Annotated in this window: 17 protein-coding genes; 7 read left to right on the forward strand and 10 right to left on the reverse strand. The window is 67.8% G+C overall.

Going from position 1 to position 17,292, the window contains the following annotated elements:
- The first annotated feature begins 13 nt into the window (after positions 1-13).
- Positions 14-970 (forward strand): hypothetical protein, encoded by a 957-nt coding sequence (locus OVA28_RS06885; protein WP_268096312.1) that lies wholly within the window; start codon positions 14-16, stop codon positions 968-970.
- Positions 971-984: 14 nt separating this feature from the next.
- The gene (locus tag OVA28_RS06890) at positions 985-2,448 is read left to right on the forward strand and encodes a sugar transferase (RefSeq protein ID WP_442780822.1); all 1,464 of its coding nucleotides are present in this window, start codon (positions 985-987) and stop codon (positions 2,446-2,448) included.
- Positions 2,449-3,171: 723 nt separating this feature from the next.
- Here the strand turns inward: OVA28_RS06890 and OVA28_RS06895 are convergent.
- The gene (locus OVA28_RS06895; protein ID WP_268096315.1) at positions 3,172-4,569 is read right to left on the reverse strand and encodes a hypothetical protein; all 1,398 of its coding nucleotides are present in this window, start codon (positions 4,567-4,569) and stop codon (positions 3,172-3,174) included.
- Between the two features lie 61 nt (positions 4,570-4,630).
- On the opposite strand from OVA28_RS06895, the gene OVA28_RS06900 reads away from it, so the two are divergent.
- Entirely contained in the window at positions 4,631-5,320 is a 690-nt protein-coding gene (locus OVA28_RS06900) for an SGNH/GDSL hydrolase family protein (protein ID WP_268096316.1), read from the forward strand.
- 67 nt (positions 5,321-5,387) lie between these two features.
- Here OVA28_RS06900 and OVA28_RS06905 read toward each other — a convergent pair whose 3' ends face one another.
- From OVA28_RS06905 to OVA28_RS06935, 7 genes are all read right to left on the reverse strand, one after another.
- The gene (locus OVA28_RS06905; RefSeq protein WP_268096318.1) at positions 5,388-5,912 is read right to left on the reverse strand and encodes an acyltransferase; all 525 of its coding nucleotides are present in this window, start codon (positions 5,910-5,912) and stop codon (positions 5,388-5,390) included.
- Entirely contained in the window at positions 5,909-6,928 is a 1,020-nt protein-coding gene (locus tag OVA28_RS06910; RefSeq protein ID WP_268096320.1) for a hypothetical protein, read from the reverse strand. Before OVA28_RS06910 ends, OVA28_RS06905 begins: the two co-directional genes overlap by 4 nt.
- A gap of 209 nt (positions 6,929-7,137) precedes the next feature.
- Positions 7,138-8,373: a glycosyltransferase family 4 protein gene (locus OVA28_RS06915; RefSeq protein ID WP_326493765.1), complete on the reverse strand. Its 1,236-nt coding sequence runs from the start codon at positions 8,371-8,373 to the stop codon at positions 7,138-7,140.
- The gene (locus tag OVA28_RS06920) at positions 8,370-9,293 is read right to left on the reverse strand and encodes a glycosyltransferase family 2 protein (RefSeq protein ID WP_268096321.1); all 924 of its coding nucleotides are present in this window, start codon (positions 9,291-9,293) and stop codon (positions 8,370-8,372) included. The genes OVA28_RS06915 and OVA28_RS06920 overlap by 4 nt, the downstream gene beginning before the upstream one ends.
- Positions 9,286-9,993 carry an acyltransferase gene (locus tag OVA28_RS19110; RefSeq protein WP_323743211.1) on the reverse strand — a complete coding sequence of 236 codons (708 nt, stop codon included), beginning with the start codon at positions 9,991-9,993 and terminating at the stop codon, positions 9,286-9,288. The genes OVA28_RS06920 and OVA28_RS19110 overlap by 8 nt, the downstream gene beginning before the upstream one ends.
- Before the next feature lies 1 nt (position 9,994).
- Entirely contained in the window at positions 9,995-10,747 is a 753-nt protein-coding gene (locus tag OVA28_RS06930) for a glycosyltransferase family 4 protein (protein WP_268096322.1), read from the reverse strand.
- Positions 10,748-11,052: 305 nt separating this feature from the next.
- Positions 11,053-12,144: a glycosyltransferase gene (locus tag OVA28_RS06935; protein WP_268096323.1), complete on the reverse strand. Its 1,092-nt coding sequence runs from the start codon at positions 12,142-12,144 to the stop codon at positions 11,053-11,055.
- A 306-nt stretch (positions 12,145-12,450) separates the two neighbouring features.
- Between OVA28_RS06935 and OVA28_RS06940 the strand changes: the two genes are divergently transcribed.
- Together OVA28_RS06940 and OVA28_RS06945 are read left to right on the forward strand one after the other, a co-directional pair.
- On the forward strand, positions 12,451-14,205 hold the full coding sequence (locus OVA28_RS06940; RefSeq protein ID WP_268096324.1) for a DUF4012 domain-containing protein: 1,755 nt from the start codon (positions 12,451-12,453) through the stop codon (positions 14,203-14,205).
- Between the two features lie 388 nt (positions 14,206-14,593).
- A complete protein-coding gene (locus OVA28_RS06945) occupies positions 14,594-15,157 on the forward strand; it encodes a sortase (RefSeq protein ID WP_194660058.1) in 564 nt (187 codons plus the stop codon).
- 97 nt (positions 15,158-15,254) lie between these two features.
- Here the strand turns inward: OVA28_RS06945 and OVA28_RS06950 are convergent, their stop codons facing one another.
- Together OVA28_RS06950 and OVA28_RS06955 are read right to left on the reverse strand one after the other, a co-directional pair.
- Positions 15,255-15,380 carry a hypothetical protein gene (locus OVA28_RS06950; RefSeq protein ID WP_267238440.1) on the reverse strand — a complete coding sequence of 42 codons (126 nt, stop codon included), beginning with the start codon at positions 15,378-15,380 and terminating at the stop codon, positions 15,255-15,257.
- Positions 15,381-15,394: 14 nt separating this feature from the next.
- Positions 15,395-16,285: a VanZ family protein gene (locus OVA28_RS06955; RefSeq protein ID WP_268096326.1), complete on the reverse strand. Its 891-nt coding sequence runs from the start codon at positions 16,283-16,285 to the stop codon at positions 15,395-15,397.
- A gap of 242 nt (positions 16,286-16,527) precedes the next feature.
- Between OVA28_RS06955 and OVA28_RS06960 the strand changes: the two genes are divergently transcribed.
- Both OVA28_RS06960 and OVA28_RS06965 read left to right on the forward strand, forming a co-directional pair.
- A complete protein-coding gene (locus OVA28_RS06960) occupies positions 16,528-16,860 on the forward strand; it encodes a hypothetical protein (RefSeq protein ID WP_194660060.1) in 333 nt (110 codons plus the stop codon).
- A 59-nt stretch (positions 16,861-16,919) separates the two neighbouring features.
- Positions 16,920-17,249 carry a hypothetical protein gene (locus OVA28_RS06965; protein WP_268096327.1) on the forward strand — a complete coding sequence of 110 codons (330 nt, stop codon included), beginning with the start codon at positions 16,920-16,922 and terminating at the stop codon, positions 17,247-17,249.
- The last annotated feature ends 43 nt before the right edge of the window (positions 17,250-17,292 follow it).

The raw sequence follows: 17,292 nt of genomic DNA on the forward strand, positions 1-17,292 counted from the left end.
GGGGATCGCGAGCGTGAGTCCACGCCGCGGAACCCGCAGCCTCGGCGAGGTCCTGACGAGCAGGTCGCTCGTCTGGGTGGCTGCGATCGTCGTCGTCCTCGTGGTCGTCGACGCGGTCCTCGTGGCGATGGCACTGTCCCGTACGGCCCCGGAGGCGAACAGGGAACCAGGTCCGGTACCGACCTTCACGAGCACACCGTTCCCGTCCCACGGGTCCTCTGGCACCCCGACGCCGTCGGCCAGTGCGGGGAGTTCGGACACGGGCGAGCCGGCGGCTTCGAGCCGGCTGCTGACCGCGGTGGACGGCAAGCAAGCATGGCGGGCTGTCAGCGGGACCTGCGGGGGTGACGCGGGCACGCTCGAACGTTCCGTTGACGGGGGTGCGACGTGGTCGCCGGTCGGCCTCGGCGTGGGATCACGGACAGTCCTGGCTCTCAGGGCGGACGGTGCATCGGTGTCGGCGCTGACGGGTACCGGCGACAACTGCGCGCCCTCCGTCCGGACCTCGAAGGACGACGGGGCGACCTGGGACACCGGAGTCGCCGGTGCGGCCGGAGCTGGCGTGACTCCGACGGGTCTCGTGCTCGACACGGGAGCCGTTGCCTCGCCGTGCCCCGACCCGGCTGCGGTCTACCAAGGGCAGTACACGACGGCGGTCGTGTGCGACGGCTCGGTCTCGTGGCGCAAGGGCACGGGGGCGTGGGTGTCCGTCGCGTTGTCCGGCGTGCAGTCCTTGGCCGATGCGGGGGACGAGTACACCGTTGCGCGCACCGGCGTCGCCGGGTGCGAGGGCGTCCGCATCGACTCGATGCGCGCGACGGGCGTCACGGCGTCCACGACAACCTCCCGACTCGGCTGCGCCGACGACGCTGCGGCAGACGGAGTCGTCGTCGCGCGAGCAGGACAGTCCGTGTGGCTCTGGTCCGGCGACGTCGTGCGTGTGTCAGCAGATGGTGGGGCCACCTGGTGACCCACGGGCCGAGCCTGGCTTCGGGACTGGCGGGGAGCCCTGCACGCGGCACGACCGAGGACTGGGAACGCGTCTACGCGAGGCGAGTGCTCTTCACCGACTTCCTGGTGCTCGTATGGGTCGTGTTCGGTGTGCAGATCGCCTGGCTCGGCATCGACTCTCGGCTGGCCACGAACCAGAGTGAGCTCCGACTGAGCTACACCGGCATCTCGATCATCGTCATCGTGGTCTGGCTCGCCGCCCTCGCCGTCTACGACACTCGTGGTTCGCGGGTCATCGGTCTCGGGAGCTCTGAGTACCGGCTCGTCGCCGACTCCAGCGCGCGTGTCTTCGGACTGATCGCCATCGCGGCGTACCTGCTCAACGTGGACCTGGCTCGTGGCTACGTACTGATCGCGTTCCCGGTCGGGATCGTCGTGTTGCTGATCTCGCGATGGATGTGGCGCCAGTGGCTGGTGGCGCAACGCAAGAGCGGCGGGTACTCCGCTCGTGTCCTGTTGGTCGGTTCGACGGCCAGCGTCCTGCACATCGCCGGCGAGCTGAACCGCACGCCGGCGGCCGGGTACCGCGTCCTCGGGGCGGTCGTCTCCTCGGGGACGAGAGGACTCCTCCCCGGCTCCACCATCCAGGGCCACGGGGGCTTCGCGGACATCCTCCGGGCAGTCGAGGAGACCGGGGCCGACACGGTGGTGATCACCAGCGCGGACGACCTGCCGCCGGAGCGGGTGCGGCAGCTCAGCTGGACCTTGGAACCCGGCAAGCAGCACCTCGTCGTGGCGCCGAGCTTGACGGACATCGGCGGTCCGCGGATCCACACCCGGCCCGTCCAGGGTCTGCCCCTCATCCACGTCGAGACCCCGACGTACGGCGGTAGCCGGCTCTACACCAAGCGTGCCTTCGACATCGTCGGATCTGCGGCCCTGATCGTCGTCCTGTCGCCCGTTCTGGTCGTCCTAGCGCTGCTCGTCCGGTTTACGTCGCAGGGCCCGGTCCTCTTCCGGCAGGAACGGGTCGGACTCAACGGGGAGCCGTTCCGGATGATCAAGTTCCGGTCCATGGTCGTCGACGCCGAGGCACGGCTCCAGGAACTCAGCGCGCTCGACCGAGCCGAGGGCAACGACGTGTTGTTCAAGATGCGCAAGGACCCGCGGATCACGACGGTGGGCGCCATCATGCGTCGATTCAGCCTCGACGAGCTCACCCAGCTCTTCAACGTCCTTGCCGGCCACATGTCGTTGGTCGGGCCGCGTCCGCCGCTCCGGCGCGAAGTCGACCAGTACGACGTCCACGTCCACCGGAGGTTCCTGGTCAAGCCAGGGATGACCGGACTCTGGCAGGTCAGCGGGCGATCCGACCTGTCGTGGGAGGACTCAGTACGACTCGACCTCTACTACGTGGAGAACTGGTCGATCATGGGAGACCTGGTGCTCCTCTGGCGCACAGCCCGCGCGGTTGTCAGCTCTTCTGGGGCGTACTGATTCTGCCCAGGGAAAGTGTGGTGCCACGGGAATCGGGTGACTGCGCGCGAGGCAAAAGTTCGTAGCGCAAATCGCCGATCCCCTTGCGCAAGTAATCGCACCTGCTGGTTCATTTCGCACGGGAACACCGACTCATGAACAGTGTCCGACTCCTACACACGACCTGCTGAGGGCACTGTTGGCGTAGATCGTCGACCGGGTCCTCGCGCTCGGGACCGCGCCCCGTGCGCACGGCGCGGACACGGTGGGGATGCCGAACGTGGTCGGGAAGGCGGCGAAGACCGATCGGGCGCTCCTCCGCGATGGGAATCGAGCGGTGCTGAAGCCGGAGGCGATAGGGCAGGTGATCTTGTTGTCGCACTGAAAGGTGACGAAGCAGAGCGTGAGACCTGGCACGAGGGAACCGGAGGGTGGGGAGGTTCGTCTCATGGTGAAGCTGAATAACAAGTACGCGCCCGCCGCAGGAGACGTCGGCAGCGGCTGAGAAAGCCAACCAGACAATGACTTCCGCAGGCTTCGACGCTGGCCGTACTGGGCTCTTTTGCGACCGGTACGGGAGAGCGAGGTTCCCCTACGGGTGAGACGATTACGTCATCCTCGGCATCATCAACCTTGAGTTGCAGAGCGACCGCCACTTCTAGAAGCTCAAAGCGGACATCACGAACGAGTGCGACGCGACGGCTGTGGCCTGAATGGCGGGCGGCTCGAACGACGCATCGCACGTCACCGCGCGCGACAAGGACTGAGATCGACACGGGTCCTAGCTGCTCCGACGCGCGTCCGGGCGTCAGGTAGCGGGGGCCCGGGTTCTATCTGGTCCAGTGGCAGATTGCCACGCTCAGCTTCTGCCCGCACACCCGCTGGTCGGCGCATAGTGAAGACAATGACGACGAAGAGTGCGCCTGCCGACGCCCACTGCAGCACGTCGAAGCTCAGCATCATGACCACCATCGGGAGCAACGCGACGCGGCCCGCGCGACTGGCGTGAACGAAACTCGCGATTATGAAGGCGATTATCAGCAAAAAGCCAGTGATGCCGGCCGCCATCATCGTCGTCGCGAACATGTTGTCGACGGTGTAGAAGTAGTCGTTCTTCAGGAATCCCAGCCGATAGTTGGTCTCCTCTGAGCCCCACCCGGACCCGACCAGGCCCTGCGCAAGCGGCCTGAGGGTTAGCAGGTTCGGGATCGCCTGGATCGAGTTCAGGCGATGCGTCGAGTTGATGCCGCTGACGTCGTTCACGACGGGCTCGAAGATCTCCCGGTGGCCCAGGAGCCATGCCCCGACTGCCACGAGCAGACTTACCTTGATCACACGAGAAGCCGCACGGCCGACGAAGACCAACGGCCCGACGACGGCGACGAGCGCAGCGATGTAAACGCTTGAACTGCCGGTCGTGAAGATCCCAACAAGCAGAACCGCAGAACCGACAAACTTCCATCGCCCTGGCATCGATGCTGCAAGGAGGACCACCATCCCGCCCAGCATCGCGACGCCAGCAACGATCGGATGGCCCAACGTACCCTCGGTGCGCGTGAAGCCGGAGAGCACGGGATGGTAGCCGCTGGCATCGTCGAACGGGTCTCCCCGGAAAACGGCGAACTCGGCGAGACAGAGCAGCGCCTCGATCAGCGCAAGGGCAACCACCCCGTTCCGCACAAGGCGTGCGTCTTCGGGGACCAGGCCGCGGCCGAGAAGCGCGACGGGAAGGAGGTAGAGCAGAGCGATCGCCACAAACGGAAACGGGCGGATCATCAGAGACCCGCCGACTCCGACGAGCACAGTTGCGGCCAACAGGATGAACGGAACCCATCCACCCGCTCGCCTGCGATTCGGCAGGAACACTCCGAACACGAGCATCCACAGGCCGCCTCCTGCCATGCCGGTCCAGCCCGGCAGGGGCGTGTGGAGTGCGGGAACCAACACGACCGCTCCCACCCCGCCGAGCACCGCAACTCCGCGGTATCGTCCGCGGCCCTCGAACAACGCCCATACGGTCACGGCAGCAGCCACCCCGCCGGCGACCGCGACCAACGGCGAGACCAGGAACGCGAGAGTGACGATGACAACGACGACCGCCCCTGCCGTGAACCACAGTACGTTCCCCCGGAGTTCTGACACGGGCTCAGGGTAGCCGACTGGTCAGCCGGCTCAAAGGTCGCGACCCACGTAGGATTCTTCCGTGAAGCTGACCCGGAATCGCGCCATCGCACTCGGTTGCGCGATCGTTGCCATCGTCGGCCTGACTGCCGGAGCGTACAAGGCCCGCGTCGCCTACATCAGCCACGAAGGCTGCGAGTCCGTCCGCGCCTACGAGAAGTCAGTCGGGCCCGTACAGGTCATCGGCAAAGGTGCGAAACGAATCACCGTGATTGGGGATTCCTACTCGACTGGCGACATGCTGTCAGACCGCGCCGACGCGTGGGTCGATGACTTCGCGTCGGAACAGGATGCCACCGTCAGCGTCTTGGCGCAGGGCGGTACCGGCTACACGAACGCAGGGTTCTGCGGAGACAGTACCTTTGGCTCCCGGGTGAGGCAGGTTGCTGCCACCGATCCTCAGCTGGTCATCGTGGAAGGTGGCTTGAACGACACCGCAGCCACCGAGGACGAAGAGCGCACCGCAGCTGAGCGTGTGTTGCGCAGCCTTCGCGGCCACAACGTGGTCGTTGTCGGTCCGGTAGACGTGCCCGTCCTCGAGGGCGAGGGCGCGGTCGACCTGGCTCTCTCCGGCGCCGCTCGGGCGGAAGGTGCACGCTACATCTCTGCTCTCGGTTGGCCGATTGCTCTCGGCGCCGACAAGAAGCACCCAACGGCGGCCGGGCATGCAGAGTTCGCTCAGCGAGTAGCGGCAGCAATCGCGTCGGCCTGAGCACGGCGGAACCCCCTCCGGCCCACAGGGGGTCAGCGTCACTGCAGCTACTGCTCGTACCGTCGTCTCACTCCTGACCGCGTCGTGCTCCGAGCGTTCGCGCCGGAACGCCCGCCACCGTTTCCATCGCCTGCACGGATCGCGTGACGACAGCGCCAGCGGCGACGATGGCGCCACGTCCGATGGTGACACCGGGCATGATCTTCGCACCAGCACCGATCCAGGCGCCGTCCTCGACGACGATCGGAGCGGAGGTCTCACGGCCAGCCCGCTGCTCGGGTCCACCGATCTCGTGCGAACCAGTGACGAGCAACACCTGCATGCCGATGCGGACGTTGCGTCCGATGGTGATCGCGGCCGAGCCGTCGAAGAAGCAGCCGTAGTTCACGAACGTGCCCGCGCCGATGGCGATGTTGCGGGCACCGAAGAAGCACCGCGCCTGGATGTACGAGCGTTCTACTGGCATGCCCGCTGCTCTGAGCATCCGCCACCGCTCGCGCGGGGGAACTACCGTGCTTGCGATGAAGCCATTGAGTGTGGCGTCACGAGCGGCGCGCGCGAGCTCCTTCGTCACTCCGGTCAGGGTGTTCACGCGGATCTCGTTTCGGTCGAGGGGAGCGGGCGGGCCTGGGCACGGAAGATGACGACACCGACGAGGAACTTGACGACGGCCATGGCTATGAGCGCGCCGACGAGTCCCGAGAGCCCCAACGTCAGAGTGAGGGCGAGCTGTGTGACGAGGTCGACAGCGACCACCGCCAGACGGATCCGGTGCGGCACGCGGGAGTCGGCATTGAAGCGGAGCAGCAGCAGGGCCGTGTCGAGTACGAGGTTCCCCGCGAGCGCGGCCCCGACCGGCACGAGGAACGGCGCCGTGTGTTCGTAGGTCTCGCCCGCGGCTCCGGTCGTTGCGATGACCCAGCCGATGACGCCGGACAACAGGACTCCGCCGAGCCCGCCGAGTATCCAGAACGTGGCGGTCCGAGCCCTGCGCGACGATGCACCGGAACCGAGATCGCTCATCTTGACCAGCAGGAGTGGGGTGAGCGCCTGGATGATGCTGAACACCGGCGCGAAGACCACCGAATACGCCAGTCTGATCCCGGCGGTGGCCGCGGGCACGGCGATGAGGTAGATGATGAGGATGCCGAGTTGCGATCCGAGCGCTGAGTAGAGGGCTTCCGCCGAGATGCGGAAGGAGGTCCCGACCACTGCAGGCACGTCGCGGTCGGCGGTCGGGAGCCGAGAGGCCGCGACCCAGGACAGTGCGAGCGCGATCGCGAGTCCGATCATCCAGACGACGACGACCGGCTTCACTGGGTCGAGCAGTGCGAGGGTCACGGCAACGGCGCTTGCCAGGGCGTACGGAACTGCGCCGAGGATGGCGGACGCGAAGCGCTTCCGCAGTGTCAGGAGGTAGTGCGGGCCGTCCGCCAGCACGATGAGGGCCGCCAAGACCGCGAGGAACAAGTCCGGACCACCGGAGCCGAGCGCGAGCCACGCCGTGCTCGCGGCGACTGCGAGGACCGCGAAGGCGGCCGACGTCAGCGCGACTGAACGGGATGACAGCGCCTCGTCGACTCGCAGCCCTGCGCGTGCGCCGGCCACGATCCGACCGTCCATCGCGAACGCGCGAGAACATGCCGCTGCAATCACACCGATGGAGGTGACCACCGTGAGACTCGCGAAGTCAGAGGTCGGGAGGACGTGGCTGGATGTGAGCGTGAAGAGGAAGAACGCAGCGGACCACGATCCCTGGTCAACGAGCCGGAGTGCGATCGGGTGTCCGGCCGCGCCTCGGACTCGTCCGGCGATGCTCACTTCGCGCTCCGCAAGGCAACTGCACGGTCGAGGAGGACCCGTTCCTCGTCGATGAGGCGCGTTTCCGTCCACACTGTGCTTGCATCTCGCGGGAGAAGCGCAGCCGCGGTGACCGCCTCGGCGACGCTGGCGCTGGTGCGAGGTTCCTCTCGGCCGATGGCGACTCCCGGCGCGTCAGCGAACTCGAGCACGGCTGCTGCTCCTGTCCCAGCGAAGACCACGACCGGGAGGCCGACCGCGGTGGCCTCACCGACCACGCCTGAGCCGCCTTCTCGCGCCGAGAGATGTATGAGGACATCCGCTGCGATCATCTCGGTGACGACCGCCTCTCGCGGGATCTGGCCGAGGAACCGGACGCGTTCGTCGACGGCGAGTTCGCGGGCCAGGGCGGCGAGTTCGTTCGGCCGTCCTGGAGCGGGTTTGCCGGCGATTCGCAGAGTCGCATCGGCGAGCTCGGGAACCGACAACGCGGCGATCGCCAGCTCGAAACGCTTGAGGGGGACGAGGTTCCCCACGCACAACAGGCGCAGCGCTCCGCTCGTGGCGGTCCGTCGTGCATCGGTGTCCGGCGGTCGGATCGGTCTCGTGTTCGGGAACACCTCTGCGCGTGCTCCGACTGAGCGCACGACCTCGGCGAGGATGTTCGATGTCGTGAGCGTGAGGTCGACCTGTCGGGCGACACGTCGTGCGGACTTCCTGCTGATGAAGTCGCGGAGGCGCTGGATGACGTACCGCTTGCGCCAATCGGCAGGGCGAGGCGCGAAGAGGTAGGCATCGGCGCGGCCGGTCGAACCGACCGGCCCCCAGACTGCGTAGGTGGTGGCCGGTAGCCAGGTGATGGGAGGGGCGAGGAGCTCGCTTGCGAACGTCACATGACGAGCGAGGACCACACGCGTCGTTTCGATGGTCGCGCGGACAGCGGCGGGGACTCGCCATGCCCAGACCATGTGCTCGAGCCGCGTCAGCCGGTGGTGGTGGAGGAACCGGAGGTACCGGGGTTCTGCCGGACTGACGAGGATGAGTCGGGACACATCGCGCTTGATCTCCTCGAGCCGGGCGATCGTCGCTACGCGGGACCGCTCGTTCATCACCGCCACGACCTGAAGGTCCCGCTCGTCGGCGATGGTCAACCACGACAGCAGGTACTCCCAGCCGATGGTCGGCTCGCTCGGGAGCCGCGGGTCGCAAGCGAAGGCCGTCAGCAGAACGACGTCTCGGTTCGAGGAGTTCATCGTCCGCCCCGGATGAGCGCAGCGCTGTATGCGCGGAATGCCCGTGCGGTCGGGTCGGCGCCGCCCCGGCGGACAGTGGCCACGAGGGCGCGGGACGAGAGACCGCCCGCAACGATAAGGGTCCAGATCCACACTGCGAACGGGCGACGGCGGAGCGAGGTCGCGTAGAAGTCACGGAGGTTCAACACCCAGGCCGCGTTCATCGACATCGAGTGCGAGCTGTCGCTCCCGCCGACCATGTGCGTGGCACGAGCTCGAGGAACGATCCAGACGCTCTGACCAGCTTCGCCGACACGGTGACAGAAGTCGATGTCCTCGGCGTACATGAACCACCGTTCCGAGAGCCCGCCGACGGCGCTCCATGTCGTCATCGGCACGACCAGACATGCTCCCGTCACCCACTCGACCCGAGTCGTCCCAGTCACCTGTGCCGGCAGCAGGTAGTGCCCCTGCAGGGCCTCCGACCACTTGCCCAGGCGAGAGAGCCCGGAGTAGTGCGTGAACATCCGCCAGCACGACGGCATCCAGCCCGCTGAGACGATGCGTTGCGGCGCGGGCTGTTCGATGAACGGCGCGACGACGTCGCCCGGGTGCGAGTCGGAGGTCTCAGCCAGCAGTCGGACGTCATCGACGCCGATTGAAGCGTCGGGATTGAACAGCATCAGCATGCGTCCGTGTGCACGTGCTGCGGCGCGGTTGACCGCTTTGGCGAAGCCGAGGTTCTCAGTGCTCTCGATGAGCTCGACGTGTGGGAGCTGGTGCCTGACGAACTCTTGGGTGCCGTCGGTCGATGCGTTGTCGAACACGATCACCTCGACGTCGGGCATCGAAGCCAGCCGCGACAGGTTCTCGCCGAGGACGTGGCGGCTGTTGAACGTCACGACCACGACCGAGAGCAGGATCGGCTCGCGTTCAGTCATCGTCGGCTTCGGGCTGCGCGGTTCTGGAACCGCGGTCTCGAGCGGGCACCCCCGCGACGATGTGGAAGGGCTCGACGTCCTTCGTCACGACCGAGCCGGCGGCGATGACCGCACCGTCACCGATCGTGACGCCCTTGAGCACGGTTGCACCGGCACCGATCCACACGTCGTCACCGATGACGATCGGAGCCCGGCGGGAGCCCTGTGTCCGGATGGGGGTGGAGGGATCCTCGAAGACATGGTCCTCGCTCACCATCGTCACGTTCGGTCCGAGCAGGCAGTCGTTCCCGATGGTGACGCCGCCTTGCCCCCAGATCAGGTTCGCGGCGCCGATCGCAGTCCGTGCTCCGACGCGGATGAACTCGCCGCGCTCGCTGATCACACCGCTGCCGAGGAGACGGGCACCGGGACCCACGGTCACGTTCGGACCCAGCGCTACCCCTCGACGGCAGAACGCGTCGATCAGCACACCCTCGCCGAGGGCGACGCCAGCGCCGACCGCGAGGTGGCTGCTGTTGCGGATCCGCACCCCGGCGCCGCGGAAGCGCAGTCCCGCCCGGTCCGATCTGCGTGGTAGTGACAGCCCGCGGATCGCGTCCACACCCTTGTCGAGGACGAAGCTGCCGAGGACGGATGGGGGGATGTCGCCGGGCAGCGGACGGCCGCGAAGACGCTCGTAGACGATTGCGATGATGTTCACGTCAGTCCGTCGCTGTCCTTCGGGCGGTCTCCACCAGCCGGTGCCAGCCGATGAATGTGGAGGGGAGAGGCATCGGAGGATGCTGTCGAGCCGAGACCAACGCCGTGATCTGGTCGGCGATCGCGGCGACGTCCTGGGGATCTGCGTAGGCGGCGCCGGTGCCGAGCGTCTCGTGGAACACCGGACGATCACTCGCCAGCACTGTTGCTCCGAGGTTGGCGGCTTCGAGCGGAGGAAGCCCCCAACCCTCGTCGAGCGACAAGAAGAGGAAGAGGCGGCAGTGCTCGTACAGCCACCGGAGCGTTGCGTCCGAGACGCTCCCGAGGAAACGGACTGATCCCTCGGCAACGGCCGCCTCGGCTCGAGCCGAAAGCTGCTCACCACGCCCAGATGCGGCCCCCACGACGATGAGGGGCTTCGTCACGTTGATCGTCCCGCTCTGCACCGCCGCCTCGATGGTGTTGCGGAGGTTCTTCCGGACGTTGAGCCTCCCGACGGTGAGGAGGAAGCTCTGAGCCTGGAGGCCCGGCACCGGCTCCGCGAGCGCGTCCTGACCGAGGGACGCAGCAATGCCCAGGCCGACGGCCTGGACGTCTCGCACTCGCCGGTTGTGGCTCCGGATTCGGCGCACCTCGTTCTGTGAACTGGTCAGCACTCGGCTCGCCCTGGTCATGAGGGGCGGGAGCAACGACAGGTAGAGCCGCTCGGCCGGTGTGAACCACCGCGGGTTCGTCTGGAAGAGCACGTCGTGCACGAACACGACGGATGGACGGGCTCGAGAGAACGGAGCGAAATTCTGCGCGACGATGAGATCGGCGTGCACCCGCCTCGCGACGCGAGGCAGGACCAGCACGTTCGCGAGCGGATGGAGCGGTGCAGGGGTGCCGATGACCGTCGTGCTCGGGAACAGCACGCGGCTCTCGCGTTCAGCGCGCTCGGGCACGACGAGGAAGAGTTCGTCGTGCGGGTGCGCGATGAGCCATGCGGTGATCGATTCGCGGAGCACCATACGACCGGACGGCGGTCCGTCGACGAGCCAGAAGGCGTCGATGACGACCTTCATCGGACTGGTCCTCGTCGGATGGTCTCCAGAGCGTCCGAGTACGCGGCACCCACTCGTTCCCAGGTGTACTCCGCCTTGGCACGTTCGCGTGCACGCGTGCTCATCGACTCCTGGCGTTCCGACGACGAGAGGACAGATCGGACACCGGCGATGATGCTCGCGGCGTCTGGCTGGACGAACACACCGGTGTCCGCCAGTACCTCGCGGTTGTAGACGGTGTCGCGGGCGACCGTGGGAGCACCCGAGGCCATTGCCTGCACGAGCGCTGGATTCGTCCCACCGACGCTGTGGCCGTGGAAGTACGCGCCTGCGTCCTCCCAGAGTCGGTGGAGGTATGCGTCGTCGCGGACGTGACCGAGCCAGTGCACCCGTGGGTTCGTCTCGCTGAGGCGAGCTACCCGCTCGTCGAAGACCCCTCCGTACCCGGAGGACCCAACCACGACGACGTCGTGGTCCTCAGCGAGCGTCGGAGCTGCGCCGAGGAACTCCTCGATCGTGTTCTCTGGCACGAATCGTGCGACGACCAGCACGTACTGGCGTCGGCCGAACTGCGTCGGCGATGCCTGGGCTGGACTGAAGTCGCCGCCGTAAGGGATGAACAGGCTCGTGCGCCCGAAGTTCCGCTTCCAGTAGTCCCCGAGAGCACGCGCATCGACCACGAGCCGGTCGGCGAAGGTCGCGGTGAGCCGAGCGCCGGCGCGGAAGACGGTCCGAGCAAGACGACCCCACTTCGCGCGCTCCCACTCGATGCCGTCGACATTGACGACCACGCGGATACCGCGGAGCTTCAGGAGCGGAAGCCAGAAGCCGTTCGCCACGTTCATGACGAGTGCGACGTCAGGCTTGTTCACGATTGCGTGGAGGGCTGACGTGAAGCCGTACGAGAGGGTGCTGATCGACTTCTTGTCCGAGCCGACTGTGGTGACACGGCGAACACGGGGATCGGCGCCCGCGTCGATCGTGGCTCCGGGGCGCCCGTACACGGTGACGTCCCATTCGTCGTCAGCGAGATACGGGGCGATGTGACGCACGGCTGTCTCGAATCCGCCGTAGTAGCTGGGATATCCCCTGGTACCGATGATCGCCACCGATCGCCGTTTCGACTTCGCCAACGATCCCCCGGGTTCCGCGGCTCGGACCCGTACCGACCGCTCGCAGCAGGATGACCATAACGCACGCGAGGAATAGCGGCGGTGAGGCCAGAGCGACACAGCCGGAGTGTCCCGTCGAAAGACGGCGGCTGCCACGGGTGCCGCTGATCCGGTGCGGCTGGGACACTCGCCGGTGTCGTCATCGCAAGGCCGCTTCGGTGCCGCGACCGTAGGATTGCGCCCATGTCCGACCTTCCCGAGTCGCGACGGACCACAGCACGCCGGGGTTCCAGGGGCCGGCCCGTGCTGTGGATCGTGCTCGCGCTCGTCCTGTTGTTGATCCTCGCCGTCGCCTGGGTCGGCGTGCGTGGCCTGATGGCCAAGCGCGACCTCGAGCAGTCCGTGCAGCTCGTCAGCACGCTCCGGTCGGAGCTGGTCAGCGGCGACAGCACCGCGGCGCAGAAGACGGCGGACGACCTGCAGGACCACGCGGCGGCGGCCCGGTCCCTGACCGGCGACCCGGTCTGGAGCGCGTTCCAGGTCCTCCCGTTCGTCGGGTCGAACCTGCGTGCCGTCCGCGAAGTCGCCGTCGTCGTGGACGACGTGGCGACGGGAGCCGTGAAGCCGGTGGCCGGCGTGATCGGTGACGTGAACGTGAAGGCGTTCGCGCCGAAGGGCGGCAAGCTCGACCTCGCTCCGCTGGTGAATGCGCAGCCGGCCGTCCAGCGTGCGACGACGACGCTGGCGAAGGCCAATCGGGACGCAACGGCGATCGACACGTCAGAGACGTTGTCCCCGGTCGTCAGCGCGGTGAACCAGCTCCGCAACGCCCTCTCGTCGGTCTCCGCACAAGCCGATGCTGCCAACCGGGCGGTACAGCTCGCCCCGGCGATGCTCGGGCACGGCGGTGACCGTCGGTATCTGCTGCTGTTCCAGAACAACGCTGAGCTCCGCGCCGCGGGCGGTATCCCTGGAGCCGTAGCGCTCCTCGACGTCCGCGATGGCGCCGTCCACCTCTCGAACCAAGCCGCGGGTTCCACCTTCGACCAAGCTGGCGGTCCGGTCCTCCCGCTGACGGTCGACACGCAGGGCCTGTACGGCGCCATCACCGGCGAGTACATGCAGGACGTCACCTTGACGCCGCGCTTCGACGTTTCGGCAAAGCTCGCCCGCGAGATGTGGAAGCAGAAGTACGGGCAGCAGGTCGACGGCGTCCTCGCGATGGACCCGGTCACGCTGGCGTACATCCTCAAGGCCACCGGGCCGGTGCAGCTGCCGACCGGTGACACCCTGACGTCGGAGAACGCGGTGAAGCTGCTCCTGAGTGACGTCTACGCCAAGTACCCGGACCCCAAGGTTCAGGACGCCTTCTTCGCGTCGGCCGCGAGCGCCGTCTTCGACAAGGTGTCGAGTGGCGCGTTCGATCCGAAGGCCTTCATCAGCGCGTTGACCGACGGAGTGCAGGAGAACCGGCTGCGCCTGTGGAGCGCGGACAAGTCCGAGCAGGACCGGCTCGAAGGGACCGCCGTGACCGGCCCGCTGCCGACGAGCAGCCCCTCTGAGCGGCAGTTCGGTGTCTACCTCAACGACGCCACCGGCGCGAAGATGGACTTCTACCTGCAGAAGACCGTCGCCGTCGGGAGCGCGGTGTGCCGTGCAGACGGCCGCCCGACGTCCGTGGTCCAAGTCACGCTGAAGAACACTGCTCCGGCCGACGCCGCGACGAGTCTCCCCGATTACGTGACGGGTGCAGGGAACTTCGGAGTGGCGCCGGGCAAGGTCCAGACGAACGTCGCGGTCTACGCGGCCAAGGGCGAGATCTACCTCGGTTCGACGCAGGACGGCAAGGCAGCCGCTCCGCACACCGCAGTGGACGGGGACCACCCGGTCGTGCAGGTCCAGACGCTGCTCGCGCCCGGCCAGAGCACGACCTTCCGTGCGACGTTCCTCGGGTCCGCGAAACAGGCAAAGGCGGCGGTCACGGCCGTGTCCACCCCCACGATCGCGCAGTCCCCGGTGCTGCCGGCGACCGTCGATTGCGGGAATCCTGCGGGTTGACGACACGGATTCTGGACTTTTCGGTGCCGATCGTGCCCCCATTCCGGGGGAGTTTCCGGCTTCGGGGCGGCCGGTGCGGCTCCACTCGGATGACCTGTCCACAGCCGATGCCGCGGACCGAGAACTGACCAGACCGCCCTGACCAGGGAAAACCTAGTGGTTGCCATGAGAACCATCGGAGCTGACCCTCTAGACCGCCTCTTCTGCCAACACGAGAGTTCACGCGTTCGTCACAAACTCCTTGCGTGGCACCTGTGAACTTCGGCTACTTTGAGGGAACTTCGCCAACCGCACTTCAGGGAACCAGTGTTCGCTCGGTTGTCTTGCGAGGGGTCAGGGCTCTGGGTCTCAGGGTCTGAAGGATCAGATCACTAGGGGAAACAACTTCATGAAGAAGCTCATTGCCGCGGTCGTGCTGGCTGGCGCCGCACTCATCGCGACCCCGGCTGCTGCCAACGCCGCCGGCTACGTCCCGACGTCCAACGTCTCCGTCACCGGCAGCACCGTCGCCGGCGGCACCACCGTCGTCAACTTCGGCGCGGGTTCCTTCGTCGGCAACGAGACCGTGAACATCTCGGTCACCGGTGCCGGTGCCGTCACGCTCGGCGCCCTCCCGACGACCACCGTCTCGAAGGCGTACACCGCCTCCGCGACCGGCGCCGTCACCCCGCGCATCACCCTCCCGGCCGGCGCCTCCGGCACCTACACGCTGACCGCCACCGGTGCCACCTCGGGCAACGTCGGCACGGCTGCGCTCACCGCTGCTCCGGCCGCGGGTGCTGCCGCTGGTGGCGCAGCAACCGGTGCAGGCACCGGCTCGCTCGCCTTCACGGGTGGCACCATCTCCGCTCTCGCCCTCTGGGTCGGCGGCGGCGCTGTCGTCCTCGGTGGCGGCCTGCTCGTGGTCCGCGGTTCGGTTCGTCGCCAGCGCGACGGCCAGATCGCAGCCTGAGCACCTCTGCACGAACGAAGCCGCTGGGACCTCGGTCCCGGCGGCTTCGTCGTTCCCGGAACCGCGTCAGCCAGGAACTCCGGATGAACGGACCCCGTCAGCGCGACAACAGCGCGACCACGACGAGCCCCACCGCCACGACACCGAGCACCGCGATCACGACGAACACCCACGGCCGCGTGCCAGGACGGGTCGGAGGACGGGGACGATCACGAGGGGCCATGCCCGAAGCCTGGGTCACCGAGATGTGAGCGACCCGCTCCGCCCCACGACCACGACCCCCACCAGCGCCCCGATGACGGCCCCGCACGTGTTCGAGACGACGTCGTCCACGGACCCGAACCGTGCCGGCAGGAACAGCGACTGCGACACCTCGATCACGACGCTCAGCACGAACCCCGTCCCCGCGCCGACCCACCACCGGCGCGCACCGAGCAGCAGCACCACGAAGACCCCGAGCGGCACGAAGAACACCACGTTCGCCGAGAACTCCGTCGCCGCGTAGTCGAACCACCCCGGCAGTCCGATCCCGTGCAGGCGCTCGAGCGTCCGCAGCAGCCACGGCTGCGCCCCGGCGTCCACCGGTGACCCCGTGAACGCGATGACGCCCACGACCGCCGCGTACACGGCCCCGAGGACCACGGCAGCCCGCCGACTCCGTCCGTCCGCCCGCAGCGCGCTCCTGCCCGCGTCCCGCAGCGTCCTGTGCGCGGCCAGCCCCAGCGTCCCGAGCGCCACCCCGAGGGCGGCAGCGGTCACCAGGGACCGGAACGTGGTGAACGGCGCAGCGTGCACGAGTGCGAGCGCGACGGCGCCCACCACCGCCACCAGCAGGCTCACGAGCGCGGCTCGCCGCACCGGCAGGGGATCCGGCCTGGAGGCTCGACCCGCCCCCGCCACGAGCGCCGGCAGACAGGTGGTCACCCCGGTGACGACCGCGGCCAGGACGAAGTCGTCGGACAGGGTGAGCGTGCCGTGCCCGACGCGGGTCCGGAGCGCGTTCGCGACACGGAGCACGACGGACACCGCGGCCTGCGCTGACGCAGGGACGAGGACCATCGCCACCACGACCACCCCGAGCACGACCAGGAGCGCCCGCGCGAGCAGCTCGGTCCGTCGCGGCGTCATGGGAGCGACCGTATCGTCCGCGGGGCGGTGTCCCCCGATCCGCGATTGTCCGAACCGCGAGTACCCCGGTGGGGGACGTGTACCCCGGTCTGGGGTGCATCAGCCCCGCGAAACCGGGGCCGTCTGATGGAGGGCATGAACGGAAGCCGTGAATGCCCGGGGCTGGATGGCGGCGGACATCGCCGAGGCCATAGGTTTCTGGGACAGCACGATGTACCCCGGATCGCGACAGGAGCAGCGCCATGAGCATCACCGCCAGCAGCACGCAGACGCACCGTGAACTCACCCTCGACACCGAGACGGTGGACACGATCGCGATCCTCGAAGCCGGGGTCGCCCCCAGCGCCCGTCCGGCCCGCGCGAAGCTCACCTGGACGCAGGAGGACGACGGCGAATGGGTCGCCAACTACGGCGGGTACTTCGGCGGCTCGGTCGACAAGGTCGCGAACCGCTACGTCGCATCGGACACGTTCGGCCTGGTCGTCGGTGACTTCGCCTCGCTCGAGGACGCCCAGACGAACCTCGCCGACCGCCTGCACGTGATGCTCCCGCCGGTCATCCGCCCGGTCGACTGACCAGCGTCTCGACCGCACCCGCACGAACTGCAGCACCCGCACGACACGAAGGAACGACCATGAGCTTGATCGACGACCACCACGCGACCACCGAGGTCACCCTCGACACCGAGACGATCGAGGTCATCGCGGCCATCGAGGCCGAGGTCATCGCACCCGCACAGCCCGCGCGCGCCACGATCCTCTGGACCCGGCCGGACACCGGGCTCTGGGCGGCGAACTACGGCGGCTACTACGGCGGCACGGTCGACAAGCAGGGCTCGCACTACTTCGTGTCGGACACCTTCGGCCAGTACGTCGGCGACTTCCGCTCGCTCGAGGAAGCCCAGGCGAAGCTCGCCGAGCGGCTGCACATGGTCCTGCCGGACGTCATCCGGACCACCTCCTAGTCGTCCTCCACAGCACGCCCCGTCGGTCTCCGGCGGGGCGTTC

The organism is Curtobacterium sp. SL109 (genome assembly GCF_026672405.1).
In the GTDB taxonomy this organism is placed as follows: Bacteria; Actinomycetota; Actinomycetes; order Actinomycetales; family Microbacteriaceae; genus Curtobacterium.

Excerpts from the sequence above, each read along its gene's own strand:
- OVA28_RS06915 (WP_326493765.1), bottom strand. The coding sequence starts at position 8,373 with ATGAACTCCTCGAACCGAGACGTCGTTCTGCTGACGGCCTTCGCTTGC.
- OVA28_RS06920 (WP_268096321.1), bottom strand. The coding sequence starts at position 9,293 with ATGACTGAACGCGAGCCGATCCTGCTCTCGGTCGTGGTCGTGACGTTC.
- OVA28_RS06945 (WP_194660058.1), top strand. The coding sequence starts at position 14,594 with ATGAAGAAGCTCATTGCCGCGGTCGTGCTGGCTGGCGCCGCACTCATC.
- OVA28_RS06950 (WP_267238440.1), bottom strand. The coding sequence starts at position 15,380 with ATGGCCCCTCGTGATCGTCCCCGTCCTCCGACCCGTCCTGGCACGCGG.
- OVA28_RS06955 (WP_268096326.1), bottom strand. The coding sequence starts at position 16,285 with ATGACGCCGCGACGGACCGAGCTGCTCGCGCGGGCGCTCCTGGTCGTG.
- OVA28_RS06960 (WP_194660060.1), top strand. The coding sequence starts at position 16,528 with ATGAGCATCACCGCCAGCAGCACGCAGACGCACCGTGAACTCACCCTC.
- OVA28_RS06965 (WP_268096327.1), top strand. The coding sequence starts at position 16,920 with ATGAGCTTGATCGACGACCACCACGCGACCACCGAGGTCACCCTCGAC.